Consider the following 18,725-nt stretch of genomic DNA (forward strand, 5'->3'; position numbering starts at 1 on the left):
GGTAAGTTGGATTCAGGCCGCTTGCAGCTGGGCGCTTAATGCTGCCCGCACGCGAGGCAGCACGTGTTCGCCGATGCGGTAGGCTTCCTCGAAATGGGGGATGGCCGCCAGCACGAAGCTCGATACGCCCGCCTGCGCGTACGCTTCGAGCGCGGCGGCCACCTGCGCATAACTGCCGACCAGGGCGCCGTGGGCGCCCGTGTGCGCTTGCGCAAAGCCGGGCCAGAACGCGGCAGTGCCGCCATCGGACGGCAGTTCGTCGGGCAAACCGGCCCCGCTGCGGTAGCGGCGCGCATCGCGCAAGGCTTCGTCGAAGGTTTCGCGGGCCAGCACGTCGATGCGCAAGCCTGCCGCCACGGCGCGGCCCAGCTGGCGCGCCTGCGTTTGCAGACGATCGATGGAAGGCTGCAAGTCCGTCACGGGCACCGCATCGAATACGTGCACGTCGGCCTGACGCGCCGACAGGGCCAGCGCTTCGGGCGTCTCCCCCGTCAGGTAAATACTATTCACAGGATGGTTCGCCAGCGGCCCCTTGAAGCCGCCGTCCTGCACTTCGAAGAACTTGCCCTTGAAGCTGAACGGCGACGTGTTCTGCACGCCGCGCGCCACCGTGATGAATTCATCGATGCGGGGCACGATGTCGGCGTCCGGCGCCGCATCGCCCTGGCGCCGGCGCGCTGCCGCATCGCCACCGTGCCCGATCTGCCAGGCGAAGCGTCCGCCCGTGAAGCGCTGGAAGCTGACGGCGTTCTTCGCCGCGTACACGGCCGAACCCCAGGCCGCGTCGAATTCGGCGATCAGCTTCAGGTGGCGCGTGCTGCGGGCCAGGTAGCCGGCGACGATCCAGCTTTCATCGCCCTGCGTATCGTGGCGTATCTGGATGCCGTCGAAGCCGGACAGGTCGGCCGCGCGGGCGATCTGGTGCAGGTAATCGAAATAATTGAAGGGCGGGCGGGCGCCGCGCGGGTCGCTCACGCCCGCCTGCAGGGGACTGGGCGCGCCAGCGGCCCGTTCGCCCCGGCGCGTGATGCCGGGCGCCGCGTAGCGGCCGTCGCCGCTGGTGGGCAATTGCCAGATGAATTCGATGGTCATGCATGGACTCCTGTCGTGGGTCGAAGAAAACACCGCCGCACATTGGCGCGGCGGCTTGCCCTTCCCTCCTCGCAGAAAGCATGCCAGGCGCTCGATACCCATCGACGTCCAAAGCTGCTGCTTGCGCAGCAATCGGCTGTACTTGTGGCAGCAATGTGCTGCGCGCGCAGCAGCCATGAAAAAAGCCGGAGCCGCAGCGCTGCGGGTCCGGCTTCAGGGGAAGATGCAGGATCAGTCGATGGCGCCGGCCTTTTTCAGGAAAGTACGCAGGATGTTGCGGCTCAGGTTCAGGTGTTTCGCCGCACGTACCTGATTGCGCTCATTGCGCTCCCACGCGGCGCGCACCAGTTCCTGCTGCATGGCTTCGAATTCCACGGGCTCGCCCGAGTCGAGCAAGGCTTGCCAGGCGCGGGCAAAGCGCTCGGCGGCCAGTAAATCGTCCTGGCCAGCCGCGCCGTGGGCCGCGTAGGCGATGTCGGCGCCGCCGGCCCACGCGTCCGGCACGGGCACAGGGGCGGATGCAGGCGCCGGAGCGCGGTGCCAGCCCGACAAACTCAGATCTTCGGCGCGCACGACGCCGCTGCGGCACACGAGCAGCGCGCGGTGGATGACGTTTTCCAGTTCGCGGATATTGCCCGGCCATGGATAGGCCAGCAAGGCTTGTTGCGCATCAAGGTCCAGCTCCACCTCGCCCAGATGCAGGCGCTGCGCATAGATAGCCATGAAGTGGCGCGTCAGCGGCATGATGTCGCCCGGGCGTTCGCGCAGGGGACGCAGCGGCAGGCCGATCACCTGCAGCCGGTAATACAGGTCTTCGCGGAAGCGCCCAGCCCGCACGGCTTCGGCCAGGTCCACGTTCGTGGCGGCGATCAGGCGCACGTCGATGGGGATGGCGCGCCGCGCGCCCAGGCGCACCACTTCGCGTTCCTGCAGCACGCGCAGCAGCTTGACCTGCATCGCCAGCGGCAAGTCTCCGATTTCATCGAGGAACAGGGTGCCGCCGCTGGCCGTCTCGAACCAGCCAGGTTTGCCCTGCTGCGCGCCCGTAAACGCGCCTTTTTCATAGCCAAACAGTTCGCTCTCGACGAGGGTTTCGGAAAAGGCGCCGCAGTTGATCGCCACAAAGGTCTGTTCGGCGCGTCCGCTCAAGCCGTGCACATGGCGCGCGATCAGTTCTTTTCCTGTTCCCGTCTCGCCCGTGATCAGCACCGTCGCCTCGCTGGGCGCGATGCGTTCGATCAGTTCGTGCAGCTGGCGCGAGCGGGGGTCGGCAAAGACAAAGGCCGTGGCGCGCACGAGCAAGCTCATTTGCTGCGGGTCGCGGAAGGCGACCAGCGCCTCGCTGTCGCCGTCATCGCCGGCGCCGCGGGCCAGGTGGGCGCTGCGCGCGAAATCGCTGCTGAAATTGTGGGCTAAGAGTTCCATGGGGCGACTATACCGCGCGCCATCTGCAGGCGTGAACGAATGGTGCCGCGCTAGCTTATCCGGATTTTGCATATGCGCCGCGCAGCTCCAGTGCTGGCCCGGAGTTTGCATGGCCAGCCATGCACGCCATGTCGTCAACACACTACGGAGCCACCATGCCGCAACGCCAGCTTGTCCTGAACGTCTTTTTGCAACGCCACGGCCATCATCCGGCCGCCTGGCGCCATCCGTCCGCCAGCGCCAGCGGACGGCCCGACCTGGCCTGGTGGCTGCGCGCCGCCAGGCTGGCCGAGGCGGCCAGGTTCGACAGCTTTTTCATCGCCGACTTCATCGGCCGCGCCGGCGACGTCACGCCGGACACGGGCCGCGCCGCCATCGGCCTGCCGTTCGAGCCTTTCACCCTGCTGTCGGCGATTGCCGCCGTCACGCGCCACATCGGCCTGATCGCCACCGTCAATACCAATTACGAACACCCGTATCACGTGGCGCGCAAATTCAGTTCGCTCGACCACCTGAGCGGCGGGCGCGCGGGCTGGAACGTCGTGTCCTCGTTCGGCGAACACACGGCCCGCAATTTCGGCATCGAGGCACCGCGCAGCCACGCGCAGCGCTATGCGCGGGCCGATGAATTCGTCGCCCTGTCCAAGGCCCTGTGGGATAGCTGGGACGACGATGCCTTCGACCGGCCCGACCGCGCCGGCGGCCAGTTCTACCAGCCGGCAGCGGGCCATGCGCTCGATTTCCAGGGCGAGTATTTCGCCTCGCAAGGCTTGCTGGACTTGCCCCGCCCCGTGCAAGGCCACCCCGTGCTGGTCCAGGCGGGCAATTCCGAGACGGGCCGCGAATTTGCAGCGCGGCTGGCCGAGATGGTGTACTGCTCCGCCACCTCGCTGCCCGTGGCGCAGGCGTATTACGCGGACGTGAAGGGACGCATGGCGACATACGGACGCACGGAAGATCAATTGAAAGTCACGCCCGGGCTGTCCGTGGTGGTGGCCGAATCGGAGCAGCAGGCGCAGGACCAGTTCGGCGAGCTGCAGTCGCTGGTCGACTTCAGCAAGCTGGAATTTGGCGGCTTCGATTTGTCCGGCTACCCGCTCGACGGCCCCCTGCCCGACCTGCCCTACGCGGCGGGCGACAACGGCAAGGGGCGTTTCCAGCAGCAGCTGGAACTGGCCCGCCGCGAGCACCTGACCTTGCGCCAGCTGGTGCTGCGCTTTCGCGTGGCGCGCGGCCACCTGCAAGCGATCGGCTCCGTCAAGACGGTGGCCGACGTGATGGAGCAGTGGTTCGTGGAACGGGGCGCGGACGGTTTCAACGTCGTGCCGCCGCTGCTGCCGCAGGGTTTCGAGGACTTTACGCGGCTGGTGGTGCCGGAACTGCAGCGGCGCGGTCTGTTTCGCACCGAGTATGCCAGCAGCACCCTGCGCGGCCACCTGGGCCTCGACCGGCCCGCCAATCCGCATACGCGGGCGCGGGCCGCCTGATCAATCAGGATCCGGATCGAAATGCTTGCGCAAGCCTTGCCAGCACTCGAAATAATCGTGTTGCAGCAGGCCGCCATCCAGGGCGAACGGCGTGGGCTTGAGGATGGTGCGCGTCTCGAACATGAAGGCCATGGTGTCGGCTACCTTCGCGGGCGCGGACGTGTCGCCGTGCGAGGCTTTTTCGAACGTCTGCGCATCGGGGCCGTGGCCGGACATGCAGTTGTGCAGGCTGGCGCCGCCCGGCACGAAACCGGCTGCCTTGGCGTCGTACACGCCGTGGATCAAGCCCATGAATTCGCTGGCCACGTTGCGGTGGAACCAGGGCGGCCGGAACGTGTGTTCGGCGGCCAGCCAGCGGGGCGGGAAGATGGCGAAGTCGATGGCGCCGAACAGCGGATTTTCGCTCGGCGCCTGCAGCACGAGGAAGATCGACGGGTCGGGATGGTCGTAGCTGATGGAGCCGATGACATTGAAGCGGCGCAAATCGTATTTGTAGGGCGCGTAATTGCCATGCCAGGCCACCACGTCGAGCGGCGAATGATCCAAGGTCGTGCGCCACAGGTGGCCGCCGAACTTGGCCACCAGTTCGCAATCGCCCTCGATATCCTCGTAGGCCGCGTGCGGCGTGAGGAAATCGCGGCTGTTGGCCAGGCCGTTTGAGCCGATGGGCCCCATGTCCGGCAAACGGAAAGCCGTGCCGAAGTTTTCGCACACATAACCGCGCGCCTTGCCGTCCGGCAGGGTGACGCGAAAGCGCACGCCGCGGGGAATCACGGCGATTTCCTGCGGTTCCAGTTCGATCAGGCCCAGTTCCGTGGCAATCGCCAGCCGCCCTTCCTGCGGCACGACCAGCAATTCGCCGTCGGCCGAATAAAAGAAGCGATGCATGGAGCGGTTGGCCGCATACACGTGGATGGCGCAGCCGCTCATCGCTTCGGCGCTGCCGTTTCCCGCCATCGTCTGCCAGCCGTCGATGAAGTCCGCGGGCGTGGCGCCGTCGGGCAGCGGCAGCGGGTCCCAGCGCAGCTGGTTCGGCGGCGTGGGGGGCATGGCGTGGAAATCGCTGACGATGCGGGTATTTTCAGCCAAGGTAAACGGTGGATGCTGGCTGGCGGGACGGATGCGGTACAGCCACGAGCGCCGGTTCTGCGCGCGCGGCGCCGTGAAGGCCGTGCCCGACAGCTGCTCCGCGTACAGGCCCAGGGGCGAACGCTGCGGCGAATTTTGCCCCTGCGGCAAGGCGCCGGCGATGGCTTCCGTGGCAAACTCGTTGCCGAAGCCGCTTTGGTAGCCGGCGCCTATCATGCGCGCACCGCCAGGCCGTCGGCCGCGTCGCGCAGCAAACCCTGCACCACGTCGGCCTTGCCGATGGCGCCCATGGCCAGCAAGGCGAAGCGGGCCAGGAACAAGGGCGAGCGCTGTTCGCCCAGGCCGCCCATGGTGTGGCACAGCTCGGTGTAAAGATTGTCCAGTTCGATGTCGGTCATATTGTCTCCTTGTTACTTTGATTGGGCGATGCCGGCCGCTGCCAGCGCTGCCACCACCTGCCCCCCCCTCACCTCGCGCCAGCGCCCCAGCACGTGTCCATCCGGACGCACGAGATAAAACGTGCCTGGCTGCGCGTCGAACAGCGAGCATACCTGCGCCGTGTGGTCCCAGGCGCCCCCTTGCTCGCCGCTGCGGGCGATCGCCACGGTCGTCAACGGCAAGCTGTCGCCCAGCGCCAGCAGTTCCGCGGGCACCGCGCCATCGTCGCTGAAATACAGGCCCGTAAAATGGCCATCCGCGCGCTGGAGCAAATCGGTAATATACCCCGCTTTTTGACCGCCGTTGTGCGGCAGCACCAGCGGGCACTCGGACAAGACCGTGCCCGGCGCGGGACCGGCCGTGAACACGTCCAGCTCAGGCGCGTTCAGGGCCGACTGCGCATACGCGATGGCGCTCGTCTGGCGCGGGTTGATCAGCGAGCGCACGTGCGCATGTTTGCCCGCCAGGCCCAGCACGGCCGTGCGCATCAGCTCGAAGGCGAACGTGGGCGGCGCCATGAATTCCGTGCTTTTCGTGCCGTGACGCAGGTTTTCATGGGTGGCATAGACGCGCTCGTCCGAATAGCTGTCCAGCAAGCTATCCGGCGCCTGTCCCTTGACGACATAGGCGAGTTTCCAGGCCAGGTTGTCGGCATCGTCGATGCCGGAATTGGCCCCGCGCACGCCGAAGATGGGCACCAGGTGGGCCGCGTCGCCCGCGAACAGCACGGGGCCGTGCCGGTATTTTTCCAGGGTCAGCGCGTTGGCCTTGTAGATGGTGATCCACACGGGATGCCATGGCTGTGTCTCACCCATCATGGCCAGCAGGCTGTCCACGCGCGGTGCCACGTTTTCCAGCAGCACGGCCGCCTGCGCATCCTCGTCGTCGCGCAGCTGGTAATCGATGCGCCAGATATCGTCGGGCTGCTTGTGCACCAGCACGGTCGAGCCGGGGTTCGACGGCGGGTCGAAATACGCGAGGCGCTCCGTCGGGCGCTCGCTCTTCAGGTGGATATCGACGATCACATAGCGCCCTTCATAGCTGGTGCCCTGCAATTTCAGGCCCAGCGCCTCGCGCACCACGCTGCGCCCGCCATCGGCCGCCACCAGCCAGTCCGTGTCGATCTGGTAGGTTTCGTCGGGCGTCGCCACGGTGACGGTGGCGCCGTCGGCGCGCTGCCGCACGCCAGTGACGCGCGTCTGCCAGCGGATATCGATCAGCTCGCTCTGGCGTTCGGCCGCGTCGAGCAGGAATTGCTCGATATGGTATTGCGCCAGGTTCACCATCGGCGGCAATTTCTGGTTCGCGTCTTGCGGCATCGTAAAGTGCAGCACTTCCTCGTCGCGGTAAAAGCTGCGTCCGCCCGCCCACGGCAAGCCTTTACTGATAAAACCGTCGAGCGCGCCGAGGCGGTCGATGATTTCCAGGCTGCGCCGCGAGATGCAGATGGCGCGGCTGCCCGTGCAGACGCCGTCGTCCGCCTCGATCAGCACCGAGCGCACGCCGTGGCGCGCCAGGCCCAGGGCCGTGGCCAGTCCCACGGGGCCGCCGCCGACGATCAGGACCGGGACGTGCTGCGTGCCGGCGCCCGCTGGCTTGCCGGGCGGATACACTTTCGGCACATGGGGATAAGGGTGAAACGTGTCGCGCATGATGGTGTCCTCTTCAAGATTGTTCTTTGTTGCCGCCGCGCGCGATGGGCAAGGTCAGCACGATGGCAGCCCCGACCACCAGCAGCACGCTGGCATACAGCAAGCCCGTGGCAAAGCTGTGCGTGAAATCCTTCAGCCAGCCCACGACGACGGGATTGAGGGCCGAGCCGATATTGCCCGTGGCGTTGATGACGGCGATGCCGATGGCGCGCGCGCCCAGGCTCAGGGCCCGGTCCGGCGTGGTCCAGAAGACGGACATGGCCGTGTAGGCGCCCGTCGAGGCCATGCACACGCCCAGCAGTTGCAGCATGGGGTTGCCGGCATACGCGGTCAGCAGCCAGCCGCCGGCCGACAGCAGCATGGGCCAGACGATATGCCAGCGGCGCTCCTGCAGCCGGTCCGAGCGGCGGCCCCAGACAATCATGCCGATCACGGTGCACACTTGCGGTATCGCCGCCAGCAAGCCGATTTGCGTGTTGCTGGCGCCGCTATTAAAACTCTTCACGATCAGCGGCGTCCACACGGCCACCATGGCCAAAGTATTCACCAGGCAAAAGTAGGCGATGCCGAATTTCAGCACGGTGGGTGACAGCATTTCCGCCAGCACCGAGGTTTTCTGGGCCTGCGCCACAGGCTTGTGCTCGGCTGCCAGCATGCGGGCCAGCACCTGCTGTTCCAGCTTGCCCAGCCAGTTCGCCTTGGTGGGCGAGTCGTCGAGATAACCGTAGACGGCCAGGCCCAGCAGCACGGAAGGCATGCCTTCGAGCAAGAACAGCCATTGCCAGCCCTTCAAGCCCCAGTGGCCGTCCAGTCCCAGGATCAGACCCGACAGGGCCGAACCGATGGCGGCCGTGACAGGCATGGCGATCATGAACAGGGCATTGGCGCGCGCCCGGTAGGCGCTGGGAAACCAGTAGGTCAGATACAGCAGCATGCCGGGCAGAAAGCCCGCTTCCGTCACGCCCACTAAAAAGCGCAGCGCATACAGGCTGGCCGGGCCGCTGGCGAACAGGGTCGCCGTCGAGGCCAGGCCCCAGGCGATCATCATCGAGCCTATCCAGCGCCGGGCGCCGATGCGGGCCAGCACGATGTTGCTGGGAATGCTGCAAGCGATGTAGGCGATGTAGAACAGCGTGGTGGCAAAGCCGAACTGGGTGCTGGACAGGTCCAGGTCTTGCATCATGGTCAGGCCGGCAAAGCCGATGTTGATGCGGTCAAGAAAGGAAAACACGAACAGCAGGAACAGAAAGCCCAGCAGATGGCGCGATACCTTGCGCATCACCTGCTGTTCCAGTTGCACGCTGGCCGCGTCGAGGACGGGCGCCGGGGTGGCGGCGATGGCGGGGGTGGCCCCTTGGGCGATGGTCATGCTTGTCTCCATAAGGTGTCGCCCTCCCCTTGTTGATTTTATTGGGTGAGAGCGGCCGGGCGGTCCCGGCTTGAAACACAGTATGCAGACGCGCGCCGGGAACCCCGTCCCCATTTTGGGGACATTTCGCGGCAAACACAGTCAAAAAGGCGGAGCCATCCCTACATCCAAGGGACTAGACAGGCGCTGGCGCCATGCACAGCGCAAACAACTGGCGCTGGCTGGAAATGCCCAGGCGTTTATAGGCGCGCTTCTGGTAGGTGATGACGCTCGATGGCTGCAGGCCCATGGTCTCGGCGATTTCCACGGCCGTGAAGCCTTCGAGCACGCAGCGCAGCACGTCCAGTTCGCGCTTGCTCAAGGCGGGACAATGCTGGCGCAGCCTGGCCAGCATCATGGGCGCGACGCCTTGCGCGGGCTGGCCGTTCAAGCTGTAGTGGTGCTTGGCCGCATGGGCGAACAGCGGTGACAGGGTTTCGATGGCGGCGATTTCGCCAGGCTGGAACTGGCCCTGGCTGCTGTCGCGGTAAAAATTGACGGACAACCAGATATCGCCGGCCGGCTGCACCAGCAGCGACAGCCGGTCCGAGACATTCGGTTTTTGATAGCAGGTGGCGCGATAGCCGGGATGGTCGATCTCGTCGCTCGCTTGCTGGTGCAGTACGATGGCTGGATCGATTTTCCGCCCGGGCGCGGGCGCGATCACGCGCTGGTTGCCGTCGAGCGCGTAATAGTGGCGCGCGTAGCTGTCAGCAATATCTTGCAGGAAACGCCCGCCGCGCCGGTCGGCCACAGCCACCGTGCGGGGCCGGTTGCCGAATTCATAGGCAAAGATCGTGCACTGGGAAATGGGCGCGACCGTGCTCACCGTCTTCAGGATGGCCCCGGCGACGGCATTCACGTCGGCATGGCCGATGGCGGCCACCAGGTCAAGGGCGCGCCCCAGATCCAGCTGCCCTTCCGCCTGCCGCCGCTCCACCTGCCAATAGCGCATGGCCGTCTCCCGTGACGCTTATTGTTGACGCTGCGGCAAGACCCAGTCCGGCCGGATGTAGTGGCAGGTGTAGCCGTGCGGCAAGCGCTGCAGATAATCCTGGTGCTCCGGCTCCGCTTCCCAGAACGGGCCGGCCGGCGCCACTTCCGTCACCACCTTGCCGGGCCACAGGCCGGACGCGTCGACGTCGCGGATGGTGTCTTCGGCCACGCGCTTTTGCTCGTCGTTCGTATAGAAGATGGCCGAACGGTAGCTCGTGCCGCGGTCGTTGCCCTGGCGGTCCGGCGTGCTGGGATCGTGGATCTGGAAGAAGAATTCCAGGATCTTGCGGTAGCTGATCGTTTTCGGGTCGAAGATGATTTCGATCGCTTCCGCATGCGTGCCGTGGTTGCGGTAGGTGGCGTTGGCGACGTCGCCGCCGCTGTAGCCGACGCGCGTGGCGATCACGCCCGGATAGCGGCGCAGCAAATCTTGCACGCCCCAGAAGCAGCCGCCGGCCAGGATCGCGGTTTCGTTGTCTTGTGCCATGGTGTCTTTCCCGTTCTAGTCAGAAGCAGCTATCTTACTCTGTCGCGCGACTTTCTTCAGCGGGCCAGCAAGCGCTTGAGCTGCGCCGCCTGGTAGGCACCGATGGCGTCATTGAACAGGCAGCGGATCAGGGGATCGTCGACGATATCGGCCTCCGCCAGTGCGGCCCGTGCCCCGGCATCGAACGGGCCGTCGTTGATGCGCATGTACATCGATGTCAGCGATTCGCCCAGCACCAGCGCCGCATGGCATTTCACCAGCGGCACTTCGGTGGTCCAGCCGGGCGCTTCGTTCGTCTCGGGCACCAGGTCGATCAAGTCGCCGTGCGTGCGGTAATGCAGGATGGTGGCCGTGCCGTCATGGCCGTACAGGGCCAAGCGCCACAGGCGCGGTTGCTGGAAGTAGCTGTCCTCGGGCAGTTCCATGTCGCGGTAGCGTTCAAGCAAGCCGTTCTGGCAAAAATCGAGCACCAGCGCCGCATCATGGGCACTCAAGGGCGCAAAACGGCGGGCGATATCGGCCGTGGCGGGCGGCGGCGCGTCGGGGCGATAGTCGAAATCCACGTCCTGCGACCCCACAGGGAGCACCCAGGGCAAGGGTTCTGCGCTGCTCACTCCGTGCGCGTCGAGCAGCACGGACGTCGACGGGTCGAGGCGAAAGATGTGCGCCTCGGGCAGCGCGGCGCCGATTTCATCGGCAAAGCGGCGGTAGGTAACGGGGAACATCGCGTGGTTGTACCAGGACCAGTCTTCCTGCACGAACTGGCAGGAGCTGGGCACGAGGTAACGGGGCGCCAGCGCGCGCAGCTGGGGCACCCAGTCGTCGGGAAGCTCGACCGGGCCGCGCGCTGCCAGCGACGGCGCGATGACGGCGATCTCGCGCATGGTCTGGAACGGCCACAAGACCATGTCCCAGGGCGCGAACGCGGCCAGCTGCGCCAGCGTCTCGGGGCCGATCCACGAGTCGACGACGTTCAATACGTTCAGCCCCGCCGCGCGCACCTGGAACAGCGAATCGACGTCATCATCGAGCGCCCGGCGCGGGATCACCTCGATGGCGCCCACCCGCACGGGCACGTCAACCTGCAGCTTCTCCACCTGCGTGAAACCGAGCGCGCGCAGCATCGCGAACAGTTCCTCGAAGACGCAATACAGATAGATGGGCGTGGCGCGGTCCAGCACAACGAGGCTGTCGAGCGAGCAGTGGTCGTCGTGGAAATGCGAGATGAAGACGGCATCCCAGCGCAGCCGGCGCACGGCGTCGAGGTCGAAGCGCACGGACGGAAACGCGTGGCAGTTGCGGCTGAACGGGTTTTCGACGATGGGATCGAAGGCGATGGCCGTGCCTTCGCATGCGAAGACATAGCCGGCGTGCAGGATGCGGGAGATTTTCAGGGGCATGGGCAAGTTCAGGTTGGGCAGCGCGCCATGATAGCTGAAAAGGCGGCCGCCCTGCCCCGTGTTGACTTAGTACGGATTATTCAGCACATCCATCGCGAAGTACGTAAAGATCATGTCCGCGCCCGCGCGCTTGATGGCGCCCAGGGTTTCCTGCACCACGCGGCGCTCGTCGATGGCGCCCGCCTGCGCGGCGAACTTGATCATCGCGTATTCGCCGCTGACCTGGTAGGCGCCGATCGGCAAACGCGTCACTTCGCGCAGGTCGCGGATGATGTCCAGATAGGCGCCGGCCGGCTTGACCATCAGCGCGTCCGCGCCTTCGGCTTCGTCGATCAAGGACTCGCGCACCGCTTCGCGGCGGTTCATCGGGTCCATCTGGTAGGTCTTGCGGTCGCCCTTCAGGGTGCTGCCGGCCGCGTCGCGGAACGGGCCGTACAGGCCCGAGGCGAACTTGGTCGAATACGCCATCACAGGCGTGTCGTGGAAACCGGCCGCGTCGAGCGCGCTGCGGATGGCCGCCACCTGGCCATCCATGGCGGCCGATGGCGCGATGATGTCGGCGCCCGCCTGGGCCGCGATGACGGCCTGCTTGCCCAAGTTGAGCACCGTGCTGTCATTGTCGACCGTGTCGCCATGCAGGATGCCGCAATGGCCGTGGTCCGTGTATTCGCAGAAGCAGGTGTCGGACATGACCACCATTTCCGGCACGGCATCCTTGATGATGCGCGACATGCGCGCCACCAGGCCGTCCGGGTTCAGGGTGTCCGTGCCGTGGCTGTCCTTGTGGTGCGAAATGCCGAAGGTCATGACGGAGCGCAGGCCGGCGCGCGCATAGCGTTCGACTTCCTGCGCCAGCTTCGCTTCGGGAATGCGGCGCACGCCGGGCATGGACTTGATGTCGATGAAATCGCTGCTGCCCTCGTCGACGAAGATCGGCAGGACCAGGTCGCGCGGATTGATCTCGGTTTCGCGGAACAGCTCGCGCAGTTGCGGGGTCGCGCGCAGGCGGCGCATGCGCGAAGTGGGGAATTGTGCTGGCATGGGGTGACTGGCTTCAGGTTAACAACGCCAGCAAGTATACGCCGATCGCGCCGCTTGCGCCGGGCCGCCCCGCAAAAAAGCCGCGCAGATCAAAAAACCCTGCCCCGCGCCGTCATTGCGGCTGCAACAGGGCCGCCACTTGCCAGCGCATGTCCGCCGCCAGCTGCACCAGCATGGCGCCGCGGCGGCGCGCATCGGCGCGTTTTTTCGACGGCACCAGTTCCAGGTCCGGCATCCGGCAAGGGCCGCATGGCAGGCGGTAATTGCCGTCGCCGGCAGGCAGCGCATGCAGCTCGCGCCACGCCAGGTCGTAGTCGCACGAGATGTGGCGGCGCCGGCGCCAGTTCAGCGCGATGCGGTTGGCGTTGCTGACCAGGTCCAGGTGGCTGCAGCCGAAAAACTCGCCCAGGTCGCGCAAGGCGGCCACCATCAGGTTTTTCGGCCGGCAGCCGTGCAGCGCCCGCGTCGCGTCCTTCACCGCCTGCGCACCCGCCTGCGAGCGCAGTCCCTGCAAGGCGCCCAGCTGGATGACGGCGCCGCCGGGCTGGGGACGGAACAGGAAACTGGCCAGGTACAGCGACACGCCGTCGCGCGTGAGGCGCAGGCACAGGTCGCCCTCGCGGTGGCTGTCGTGGATGGCCGTCAGTTGCAGGCGGTAGGTGGCGCCATCCTTGCCCTCGATGGTGGCCAGCACCAGCGCGCGGCGCGCGGCGTATTCCACCAGCGGCCGGGCGCCCGCCTGCCACAGGAAACGGTAATGCCCGCGCAGCAGGTCCACCCTCGCCGCGCAGCCGAAGCGGCGGCTGGCGTAGGGGCGGTAAATCTTGTACAGCAGGCTGGGATGGGCTTGCGCCAGCGCCGCCAGGCCAGGCATGCCCGCGACGAAGGCTTGCCAGCGCGCGCGCTGCACGGGAAAGACGATGGCGCCCAGCGCAGCCTTGAGGCGGTGCCCATGCTGGCGCAATGCCGGCTGCTGCGGCGCGGCGTTGTCGCCGGTGGCGGTAAAAGTATGCATGAAACGGCTCTACTGAACGGGACGCGGCAACGGCCGCAGGCAGCCCGGAGCAAACCGGCTGCACGCTGGCAGCCGCTTCGCGCAGGGTAGAGGGGATGATAGGGGGAGGTGAAAACGAAGGGGGTTACAAGTTGGTAATGTGCCGATACGCCACGCCGGCCTGGCAGCGGCGCCTTAGCGCAGCAGCCGCAAACGCAGACGCAAGCCCGGCGCCGCGTCCTCGATCTCGAGGCTGCCCCCATGCAGGGCCGCGATGGCGGCCACGATGGACAGGCCCAGGCCATTGCCGGGCAAATGGCGGCTCTTGTCGAGCCGGTAGAAGCGCTGCGTCAGCTTCGGCAATTCCTCGGCCGGCACGCCGGGGCCGTTGTCGCGCACGGCCAGCCAGCTGCCCTGCTCATCGCTGCCGGCCGACACTTCCACCGTGGCACCCTGCCCCGCGTACTTGATGGCGTTGTCGACCAGGCTGGCCAGGGCGCTGCCCAGCAGGTTGCGGTCGCCCCGCGCCGGCACACTGTCGCCATACATCTGCACCAGCAGCACGCCCTGCTCGTCGGCCGTCGCCTCGTACATTTCCACGATGTCTGCGCCGATCTGATGCAGGTCGATGTCATCGAAATTCTCGGGACGCATGCCCGATTCGGCCGCCGCGATCTGCAGCAGCTTGTCGAACACGCGCGTCAGGTCGTCGATGTCGTCGATAGCCCCCTGCGCCGCACTTTCGTAGCCGGCCACGCCCTGCTGCTGGCGCAAGGCGCCATCGAGCTTGTTACGGATGCGCGCCAGCGGCGTGCGCAGGTCGTGCGCGATGGCGTTCGACACGTGGCGCACGCCTTCCATCAGGTGTTCGATGCGGTCGAGCATGCGGTTGATGTCGCGGCTCAGCAAACCGAATTCATCCTCGCTGGAGACGGGAATGCGCCGGCTCAGGTCGCCCGCCTCGATCTCGCCCGCCGTGCGGCGGATCTGCCCGATGCGCGCCTCGAGCTGGCGGCGGAACAGCCAGGCGCCCGCCACCACCAGCAGGATGGCCACCCCGCCGCCATAGGCCAGCGAGCGCAGCACCAGGGTACGGATCGACTTGCCCTCCTCCATGTCGCGCCCGACGAACAGGCGCGCGCCGCCCGCCAGGTCGCGGATCAGCATGCGCGCGGGCACCCTGCGGCCTTCGCGCGTGACGTCGCGGTGCAGCAGGCGGCCCACGGGGCTACCCAGGTCGGGCCAGGACGACAGGTTGCCCGCCACGCGGCGGCCATCGGCATCGACCAGCAAGAAGATCTCCGTGTCGCTGTCGGTGCGGTCGGTCAGCAGATGGGCGATTTCCGCCGTCGTGCGGCTGCTGCCGCCCTGTTCGTACAGCGCGGCGAGGCGCTCCGAGAGCAAGGCCAGCTTGCGGTCCACGCTGCGATCGAGCACGCCGATGGTGCCGAAATAGAACACGGCGCAGACGATGCTGATCGACACGACCACCAGCACGCCATAGCCGAGCGCCAGCCGGGCCGCGATCGAGCGGTGCAAGTTACGCACTGTCGAGCACGCCCAGGGTGTAGCCGACGCCGCGCACCGTGTGGATCAGCGGCGGAGAAAACTCCTTGTCCACCTTGGTGCGCAAGCGGCTCACCTGCACGTCGATGACGTTGGTCTGCGGGTCGAAATGGTAGTCCCACACGGCTTCGAGCAGCATGGCGCGCGTGACGGACTGGCCCTGGTGGCGCATCAGGTATTCGAGCAGACGAAATTCGCGCGGCTGCAGGGCGATTTGCCGGTTGGCGCGCGTCACGCGCATGGTGCGCATGTCGAGCACCAGGTCGGCCACCTGCAGCTGCGTCGATTCGGGCACGGGCGCGGCGCGGCGCAGCAGCGCCTCGATGCGTGCCAGCAGCTCGGCGATGGCGAACGGTTTCGACAGGTAGTCGTCGCCGCCGCTGCGCAAGCCGCGCACGCGCTCGTCGACGCTGGACAGGGCCGACAGCACCAGCACGGGCGTGTTGCGGCCCATGCCGCGCAGGCGCGCGACGATGGCCAGGCCGTCGATCTCGCCGGGCAGCAGGCGGTCGAGCACCAGCGCATCCCAGTCTTCGCCGCAGGCCAGACGCATGCCGTCGATGCCATTGTCGCAGGCGGTCACGTCGTGGCCCGCCTCGCGCAGGCCGGCACAGATATAGCGGGAAGTTTCGGCTTCGTCTTCGATGACCAGGCAGCGCACGGGAGATTCCTTGTAAAGATCAGGCAGCAAATACGCGCAGCATACGCCAGGCGCGCGCCACTTGCCAGCCCCGCCGCGCAGGCCCGGGCAAATCCATATAGCCGCATTCGGGCGCGCCGCAGCGTGCGGCGCGCGATAACAGGGTCGGGTACAATACAGCCTCGACAATGTTTGGCCGCGCCCGCGCGCCCCTGCTACAGGCGCCGCACGGCTTGCCGCGGCCTGCATCGCCACCACTGCCACTAACGAACAGCAGGCGCGCCCGGCGCGCGCCACAGACCAATACAGCCATGAAATCGACCCACTCTCTCGCACTGGCGCTGGCCATGGCCAGCGCATGCGGCAACGCCGCTGCCGCAGACACCAAACAAAGCATGCTGTTCGATGAAATCCCCATCGGCAGCTGGAGCACGTCCGCCGAACTGGGCGCCATCACCACCTCGGGCAACACGGTCGGCACCTCCGTCACCGGCAAGATCGACGCGCGCCAGGAACTCGATGACTGGAGCAACCAGTACATCTTCAGCGGCTACTTCAAGGAAGACGAAACGACCAACGACGAAGGACAAAAGATCCGCGAGCGCTCGGCCGAACGCTTTTCCGCCTCCGCCAAGGCCGCCTACAAGCTGATGGCCGATCATGAAAAGCTGTTCGTGCTGGCTTCGCACGTGAACGACAAGTTCGGCGCCTACACCAAGTACTCGACCCTGGCCGTCGGTCACGGCTCGCGCTGGTACCAGTCGAGCGACAAGAGCGTCGACGTGGAAGTCGGTCCAGGCTATTTCAGCGGCACCAATGACGCGGGCGAATCGGAACACGGCCTGACGGTGCGCGGCGCGGCCGCCATGAAGTGGAAGATCAGCCAGTCGGCCATGTTCAGCCAGACGGTCAGCGTGGAACGGGGCACCTCGAACACCCACTCGATCGCCGAAACAGCCCTCAGCACGAAGATCAACGGCACCATGCAGATGAAGGCCGCCTTCAGCGCCCGCAACGATACGCGCGTACCGGACGACAAGAAGAACACGGATACGCAGACCTCGCTGACCCTGGTCTACTCGTTCTGAGATGCCGGCCACGCTGATGCGGCGCTTGCGCCTGGGCGCCCTGCTGTGCGCCGCGGCGCTGCTGAGCGGCTGCGCCGCCGTCACCGTCAGCGCCATTTCTCCGGCCGACTACCTGCAGCAGCGGCGCGGCGACATCCTCACCACGGGCAAACTCAGCGCCGCGGCCAGCGAGGTGCTGCGCATTATCGGCAGCGACATCGCCGCCTGCGAAGCCAATACGGGCAGCTGCCGCGCCGACCTGGCCCGCTCCGAGCTGCTCAGCGACGAGCAGCGCCTGGCGACGCTCTCCGAATTGTGGCTGGAAAGCGCGCTGGCGGAAGAAAAACAGGGCGGCCACCCCAGCGCCGAACTGCTGGCCGCGTGGCTGGAATCGGCCCGCTACGCCTACGCCTACCTGTTCTACACGACGCGCACGCCGGGCCAGCGCGCCTTCGAGGAACGCCAGACGCAAATCCGCGACTACTATAACTACGCCGTGCAAAAAGCCGTCGGCAACCTGTTCCGCCACCGCGGCGAATACCGACCGGACGGCCACGTGATCCGCGTCGCCGGCTGGCAGATCGACAGCGAACTGTCGGCCCTGCGCCTGCCCGACGACGGCACCCTGCCGGAAGAACTGCTGCCGGCCACCTCATTGACGTTTTCCGGCCTGCGCAATGTGTACCGGCGCGACGGCTTCGGCGCCGACCTGGTGGCCGTCATGCCCAAGCCCCCGGCGTCGAAAGGCGACTATGTGCCGTACCAGGAGACGCGCTTCCCCGTCGTCACGGCGCTGATCCGCTTCGACGGCAACAGCCTGCAGGAGGTATTGGCCACGCAGCAGCTGCTGGTGATGCTGGTCGACCCGACGCGCAGCGAATCGACGCGCATGGCGGGCCAGGAATTGCCCGTGGCCGCCAATTTCACGGCCGGCTATGGCCTGTGGCTGGCCCGTTCCGGCTTCGGCGTGCAGGCGCTGCGCACCCTGTTCGGCCGCGCCGACGGCATTTCGCGCCCGCAGGTGCACCTGATGCAGCCCTACGACCCGAACAAGCGCACCATCGTCATGCTGCACGGCCTGGCCAGCAGCCCGGAAGCGTGGATCAACGTGGCCAATGAACTGATGGGCGACGAGCAGCTGCGCCGCCGCTACCAGATCTGGCAGGTGTACTACCCGAGCAACGCGCCGCTGGCCGCCAACAATGCGGCCATCCGCAAGGCGCTCGCCGCCACCCTGGCGCAGTTCGATCCGGCGGGCAAGGCCGACGCGGCGAACGACATGGTCTTGATCGGCCACAGCATGGGCGGCGTGCTGGCGCGCCTGATGGTGTCCGACGCCAGCAACACCCTGCTCGACGCCATCACGGAAGAATACAATTTGAAGGGCAAGAAGGCGGAAAAAGTGCGCGCCGGGCTGGCGCCCTACCTCAATTTCACGGCCATGCCGCAGGTCAACCGCGCCATCTTCATCGCCGCGCCGCACCGCGGCACCTCGTTCGCCAACCACAAGGTGGCGCGCTGGATCGCCAACCTCGTCACCTTGCCCATCACCATGCTCGACCAGCTGTCCGACGCGGCCGGCAGCCTGGCGCAGCTCGACACGGGCAGCAGCGAGCCGCTGCGCATCCCCAACAGCATCGATAACCTCAGCGACAAGGACCCGTTCGTGCGCCTGGTGGCGGACCTGCCCATCAGCCCGAAAGTGCGCTACTACTCCATCATGGGCAACGACACGCCGGACCTGCCGCTGGCGGAATCGAGCGACGGCGTGGTGCCCTACGCCAGCGCCCACCTCGACGGCGCCCTGTCGGAAAAAGTCATCCCCTCGTGGCACAGCGTGCAGGAAAGCCCGCAGGCGATCCTGGAGATACGGCGAATCTTGCGGCTGCCGGACAGCTTGCCCTGATCGGCCGCATATATCTCGCTGCCTGATGCAGGAAAAA

The 18,725-nt window shown here is 66.5% G+C and carries 16 protein-coding genes; 3 read left to right on the forward strand and 13 right to left on the reverse strand.

The genetic code is table 11. The features are described 5' to 3' along the window. Positions 1-12 precede the first annotated feature (12 nt). Positions 13-1,092, reverse strand: a complete 1,080-nt coding sequence (locus tag ACQ4WQ_RS12230; protein WP_436497326.1) for an LLM class flavin-dependent oxidoreductase — start codon at positions 1,090-1,092, stop codon at positions 13-15. A 231-nt stretch (positions 1,093-1,323) separates the two neighbouring features. Beyond that, entirely contained in the window at positions 1,324-2,517 is a 1,194-nt protein-coding gene (locus tag ACQ4WQ_RS12235; RefSeq protein WP_436497328.1) for a sigma-54 interaction domain-containing protein, read from the reverse strand. A gap of 155 nt (positions 2,518-2,672) precedes the next feature. On the opposite strand from ACQ4WQ_RS12235, the gene ACQ4WQ_RS12240 reads away from it, so the two are divergent. After that, the gene (locus ACQ4WQ_RS12240) at positions 2,673-4,004 is read left to right on the forward strand and encodes an LLM class flavin-dependent oxidoreductase (RefSeq protein ID WP_436497330.1); all 1,332 of its coding nucleotides are present in this window, start codon (positions 2,673-2,675) and stop codon (positions 4,002-4,004) included. Here ACQ4WQ_RS12240 and hmgA read toward each other — a convergent pair whose 3' ends face one another. The 11 genes from hmgA to ACQ4WQ_RS12295 all read right to left on the reverse strand — a co-directional run bounded on the left by hmgA (position 4,005) and on the right by ACQ4WQ_RS12295 (position 15,736). Then, positions 4,005-5,309 carry a homogentisate 1,2-dioxygenase gene (gene hmgA, locus ACQ4WQ_RS12245; protein ID WP_436497332.1) on the reverse strand — a complete coding sequence of 435 codons (1,305 nt, stop codon included), beginning with the start codon at positions 5,307-5,309 and terminating at the stop codon, positions 4,005-4,007. Beyond that, the gene (locus ACQ4WQ_RS12250) at positions 5,306-5,491 is read right to left on the reverse strand and encodes a hypothetical protein (RefSeq protein WP_326457136.1); all 186 of its coding nucleotides are present in this window, start codon (positions 5,489-5,491) and stop codon (positions 5,306-5,308) included. The genes hmgA and ACQ4WQ_RS12250 overlap by 4 nt, the downstream gene beginning before the upstream one ends. Positions 5,492-5,503: 12 nt before the next feature. Next, positions 5,504-7,183 (reverse strand): FAD-dependent oxidoreductase, encoded by a 1,680-nt coding sequence (locus ACQ4WQ_RS12255; protein ID WP_436497334.1) that lies wholly within the window; start codon positions 7,181-7,183, stop codon positions 5,504-5,506. A gap of 13 nt (positions 7,184-7,196) precedes the next feature. Continuing rightward, positions 7,197-8,552, reverse strand: coding sequence for an MFS transporter (locus tag ACQ4WQ_RS12260; protein ID WP_436497336.1), 1,356 nt, complete (start codon positions 8,550-8,552; stop codon positions 7,197-7,199). A 175-nt stretch (positions 8,553-8,727) separates the two neighbouring features. Beyond that, complete coding sequence (locus ACQ4WQ_RS12265; RefSeq protein ID WP_436497338.1) at positions 8,728-9,546, reverse strand: helix-turn-helix domain-containing protein; 819 nt, start codon at positions 9,544-9,546, stop codon at positions 8,728-8,730. 18 nt (positions 9,547-9,564) lie between these two features. Continuing rightward, the gene (gene msrA, locus ACQ4WQ_RS12270) at positions 9,565-10,074 is read right to left on the reverse strand and encodes a peptide-methionine (S)-S-oxide reductase MsrA (RefSeq protein ID WP_326457140.1); all 510 of its coding nucleotides are present in this window, start codon (positions 10,072-10,074) and stop codon (positions 9,565-9,567) included. Between the two features lie 56 nt (positions 10,075-10,130). Continuing rightward, complete coding sequence (locus ACQ4WQ_RS12275) at positions 10,131-11,474, reverse strand: MBL fold metallo-hydrolase (protein WP_436497340.1); 1,344 nt, start codon at positions 11,472-11,474, stop codon at positions 10,131-10,133. A gap of 66 nt (positions 11,475-11,540) precedes the next feature. Then, positions 11,541-12,515 carry a porphobilinogen synthase gene (gene hemB, locus ACQ4WQ_RS12280; protein WP_035819309.1) on the reverse strand — a complete coding sequence of 325 codons (975 nt, stop codon included), beginning with the start codon at positions 12,513-12,515 and terminating at the stop codon, positions 11,541-11,543. Positions 12,516-12,627: 112 nt separating this feature from the next. Beyond that, a complete protein-coding gene (locus ACQ4WQ_RS12285; protein ID WP_436497342.1) occupies positions 12,628-13,530 on the reverse strand; it encodes a VirK/YbjX family protein in 903 nt (300 codons plus the stop codon). Positions 13,531-13,704: 174 nt separating this feature from the next. Continuing rightward, positions 13,705-15,057 (reverse strand): sensor histidine kinase, encoded by a 1,353-nt coding sequence (locus tag ACQ4WQ_RS12290; protein ID WP_436497344.1) that lies wholly within the window; start codon positions 15,055-15,057, stop codon positions 13,705-13,707. Beyond that, positions 15,050-15,736, reverse strand: coding sequence for a winged helix-turn-helix domain-containing protein (locus tag ACQ4WQ_RS12295; RefSeq protein WP_070218452.1), 687 nt, complete (start codon positions 15,734-15,736; stop codon positions 15,050-15,052). The genes ACQ4WQ_RS12290 and ACQ4WQ_RS12295 overlap by 8 nt, the downstream gene beginning before the upstream one ends. Positions 15,737-16,026: 290 nt before the next feature. On the opposite strand from ACQ4WQ_RS12295, the gene ACQ4WQ_RS12300 reads away from it, so the two are divergent. Together ACQ4WQ_RS12300 and ACQ4WQ_RS12305 are read left to right on the forward strand one after the other, a co-directional pair. Then, a complete protein-coding gene (locus ACQ4WQ_RS12300; RefSeq protein WP_436497347.1) occupies positions 16,027-16,803 on the forward strand; it encodes a DUF481 domain-containing protein in 777 nt (258 codons plus the stop codon). A 1-nt stretch (position 16,804) separates the two neighbouring features. Then, positions 16,805-18,688, forward strand: a complete 1,884-nt coding sequence (locus ACQ4WQ_RS12305; RefSeq protein WP_436497348.1) for an esterase/lipase family protein — start codon at positions 16,805-16,807, stop codon at positions 18,686-18,688. Positions 18,689-18,725 lie beyond the last annotated feature (37 nt).

Origin of the sequence: Janthinobacterium goodfellowi (assembly GCF_051380695.1) — a bacterium.
Classification (GTDB): Bacteria; Pseudomonadota; Gammaproteobacteria; order Burkholderiales; family Burkholderiaceae_D; genus Janthinobacterium.